The following is a 3688-nucleotide window of genomic DNA, read 5'->3' as shown; positions in this document are numbered from 1 at the left end:
TTTTGAAAAAAAGCAAACTGGAAGGGATCGACCTGATCATTTCCTGCGGGGATCTGAATCCAAATTATCTGTCCTTTCTGGCACCTTCACTTCCGCACCGGTTCTTTATGTACACGGCAACCATGATACAAAATAGAACGCCTCCGGAAGGGTGCATCTGTATAGAAGACCGTATCTATGTTCATCAGGGAGTCGAATCCTGGGCTGGGAGATCATGAGATACAGCAAAGGAGATCATCTACAGAAGGAGAAATGAAACGCAGAGTCGGAAGCTTTGGCCAGTTTGTGTATGAAAAAGGGATAGACATTCTGGTGACCATGTCCGCCTATGATCAATGACGGGGGATCTTCCCCACAGGATACGTGATGCAGAATGTCTATCCCTTTTTTCATACACAAACTGGCCAAAGCTTCCGGACTCTGCGTTTCATTTCTCCTTCTGTACTGATGATCTCCTTTGCTTATCTCATGGATCCTCCCAGCCCAGGATTCGGACTCCCTGATGAACATAGATACGGTCTATACAGATGCACCCTTCCGGAGGCGTTTCCGCATATTTTGTATCATGGTTGCCGTGTACATAAAGAACCGGTGCGGAAGTGAAGGTGGCCAGAAAGGACAGATAATTTGGATTCAGATCCCGCAGGAAATGATCAGGTCGATCCCTTCCAGTTTTTTTTTCAAAATAGTCCAGAAATATTTGGATTCTACATCTGCCATTGCAAGTATTTTCATGATTTGTCCTCTTTCTTTTTCTGGAAGCCCCTGCTGCAATACCACTGGCGGAAGCTCTCTTCCAGTTCTTCCAGATCCGGATCTCTCCCTCAATATTTTCCGCCAGCCAGTCCATGGTGATAATCTCCTCCGGAGATAGGCTATCTCCTTCTCTTCCCCGGAGCACCCCCTCCTGATCGTAAAAAGTTCCGGTAAACGGTGAAAAATGCCAAGCCGTATGGTTTCCTTCAAAAGTTCCGTCAGCTGTCTCGTTCCTTCCGGAAGGCTTCCGGAGCAGATCACATCCACCACTTCCGCCGACATCCCCCACCAGTAATTGATGGCTTTCGTTCCCTCCGGCGCATCATCATTTCCAGGTTCCGTCAAAGATCGTCTGGATCAACTGTTCATAAAACCGTCCCCAGTGCCATACAGGCATGGCCAGATTGGCAAAATCCGTCCCTCTTTTCTGTAAACTCCAAACATCCGGGAATTCGCCTCCGGTATCACCATATCTTTTCCGGATACATAGTCCGCCTCCGACTGCCGGATATATCCGTCCGGATCCGCCCCTTTTCTCGTAAACCACTCCAGGTACACCTTTGCCTTGGGGTTGACCATCCTGACTCCCAATGCAAAGGCGTTGATATTGGCAATTTCCCATAAATAGGATAGTCTGCCAGATATACGATCCTGTCTTTTTCCGTACTGAGTCCCGCCAGCGCTCCATGAGAAACTTTGCCTCATACATCCTGGCATAGTAGGTTCTGATATATCTGTGGGAGGTGTTCAAAGAACAGCTTAAAATACGGACATCCGGATTGGCAATGGCAGCTTTTACACTGGCCGTCACAAACACCGGCGTAGTGGTAAAAATCAGGTTGCACCCTGCCCGGATGGCTTCCTCCATCACTTCTTCCACCGTCTGTTCCGTCACATTTTCAAAGACCAGTGTCTCCACCGCATCCGCAAAGCATTCCTCCAGATGCTGTCTGCCCAGTTCATGGGCATATGTCCAGGCGGAAGAGGCCGGCGTCTTATCATACAGGAAGGCGATCTTTAGTTTCGTCTCGTTCAAGGGAAGGAACCGGCTGAAAATAGACGGCTTCTCTTTCGCCGGATCCATCTTCAGATCGATTTCCTTTTCTTCTTCCAGCAATTCAAATTCTTCCCAGCTGTCCGCAATCAGTTTCTTTAATTCACTGATCCCGATATCCCGGATCTCTGCGTATCCATAAAGAGAGAGCAAGGCCAAAAAGGCGTCTCCCGGCAGGACGGACAGCTGATTTTTATTCTGGCTTTGAAACGCTGTCGTAAACCGGGTGTAGGCCGAATTAAAATCCCGCCGCTCTTCTTCCGTCCACGGCTCCTTTTCCTGTTTTCCCACCATCTTCTGCAGTTTGGGAAAACTTCCCACCTTTGAGAACCAGATATTGTTCATGTGAGCCGCCTCATAAAAGTCCAAAAATTCAAAATAGATCCTGTTCTCTGTTTCTTCCGTCTTCTTCGGTATAATACGGACAACAGTTCCCGGAGTATACGCCACATTATAATGTTTCATGACGCTGACTCTCTTATTGCCTTCCTCCACATAAAACCGGTTCATATACTCGTATGCTTTGATAGGCTCACGGATCCCCTCCTGCTCATGGCTGTCGCTCAATCTGGACCACTTGTATGCAAACTCGGTATTTTCCGCAGGATCGGCATAAAATTGTGGGCAAAAGCACTGCTCCTGCTTTTTGTCTTGGTTCCTACGATCTGATCCATTGGGATCTGCACAAGGCCAAGGGGGACTTCCGACAAGGTTCCTCTGGTGGGAAGCAGTTCATCCAGTACTTCCACCGTCGGGTGCAGTCCTTTCAAAAGTCTTGTCTGATACTCCTTTTTCCTGATTTGTAAGCCTTCATATATTCAGAAAGTGACATCGTTGCCTCCTTATGCTTCTGTTTTTTGAAACATCCTTATTATACACGATTTTTTTCATGAAAAAAAGCAGAACGCATTTGTATCGAATTTTCATCGAAAAACACTTTCTGCTCTCCTTCATATAGCGACCTCTCCTAGATGTAATACATCAGTTCCTCGCCTTTTTGGTGCCTCAGATAATCTTTTGCCAGATCCTCCAGCGTGATCTCTTCCAGTATCTTCGTTAATCCATCGTTTACCGGATCTACTACCATACTTTGAATCGTCCGGGAAATCGGGGAATCCCCCGTCTCCTCTGCCAGCCTGTACTCTCCCTCCAGCACCTCCAAAATCTGTGAAACCCGGATTTCCTGTGCCTTTTGGGACAAGCGATATCCGCCCTGCGGACCCTTTACACTGTTTACAACCCCGCCCTTCTCAGACTTCCGAATATCTGCTCCAAATACTGTGTGGAAATCTCATTTCTTTCCGCGATGGTATTCAGCGCAACATACTCTGTTTCCGGCTGGACCGCCAGGTCAATCAACGCTACCAGTCCATACCTGCTCTTTTTTGAAAACTTCATGATCAGCCCCCATATCCTTTATTCTTCAAACAGCGGTGTAGAATAATATCTATCTCCACTGTCAGGAAGTACTGCTACTATAGTCTTCCCTTATTTTCCGGCCGTTTTGCCAGCTGGATCGCCGCGCTTAACGCCGCTCCGGATGAGATCCCTACCAGGATTCCTTCCTGCTTTCCGAATGCTTTCGATGTTTCAAACGCATCCTCATTTTCTACCGGATCACCTCCCCATACAATGCTGTATTTAAATTGGTCGGAATAAACCCGGCGCCGATTCCCTGGATCTTGTGTGGTCCTGCCGTTCCCTGGGATAACACCGGAGACGCCTTCGGCTCAACGGCTACCACTTCTACGCTTGGATTCTGTGCCTTCAGGAATTCTCCTGTTCCGGTAAGCGTACCTCCGGTACCCACTCCCGCCACAAAAATATCCACCTTTCCTTCGGTATCTTCCCAGATCTCCGGTCCTGTCGTCCTGCGGT

General features: G+C 48.0%; 3 protein-coding genes and 3 pseudogenes. 1 reads left to right on the top strand and 5 read right to left on the bottom strand.

All coding sequences use genetic code 11. The features are described from left to right. Positions 1-218: pseudogene (locus FYJ34_RS12820) on the top strand (hypothetical protein); the annotation flags it as partial. Between the two features lie 415 nt (positions 219-633). Here FYJ34_RS12820 and FYJ34_RS15665 read toward each other — a convergent pair. The 5 genes and pseudogenes from FYJ34_RS15665 to FYJ34_RS14995 all read right to left on the bottom strand — a co-directional run. Next, positions 634-1101: a hypothetical protein gene (locus tag FYJ34_RS15665; protein WP_330582417.1), complete on the bottom strand. Its 468-nt coding sequence runs from the start codon at positions 1099-1101 to the stop codon at positions 634-636. After that, on the bottom strand, positions 1082-2377 hold the full coding sequence (locus FYJ34_RS00210; protein WP_235899129.1) for a type 1 periplasmic-binding domain-containing protein: 1296 nt from the start codon (positions 2375-2377) through the stop codon (positions 1082-1084). Before FYJ34_RS00210 ends, FYJ34_RS15665 begins: the two co-directional genes overlap by 20 nt. Continuing rightward, complete coding sequence (locus FYJ34_RS12905) at positions 2374-2580, bottom strand: hypothetical protein (protein ID WP_235899128.1); 207 nt, start codon at positions 2578-2580, stop codon at positions 2374-2376. The genes FYJ34_RS00210 and FYJ34_RS12905 overlap by 4 nt, the downstream gene beginning before the upstream one ends. A 197-nt stretch (positions 2581-2777) precedes the next feature. Then, positions 2778-3208: pseudogene (locus FYJ34_RS00205) on the bottom strand (RrF2 family transcriptional regulator). 18 nt (positions 3209-3226) lie between these two features. After that, positions 3227-3688: pseudogene (locus FYJ34_RS14995) on the bottom strand (pyridoxal-phosphate dependent enzyme); the annotation flags it as partial.

Source organism: Suipraeoptans intestinalis, assembly GCF_009696485.1.
Lineage (GTDB): Bacteria > Bacillota > Clostridia > Lachnospirales > Lachnospiraceae > Suipraeoptans > Suipraeoptans intestinalis.
This window is presented reverse-complemented; position numbering and strand designations above follow the sequence as displayed.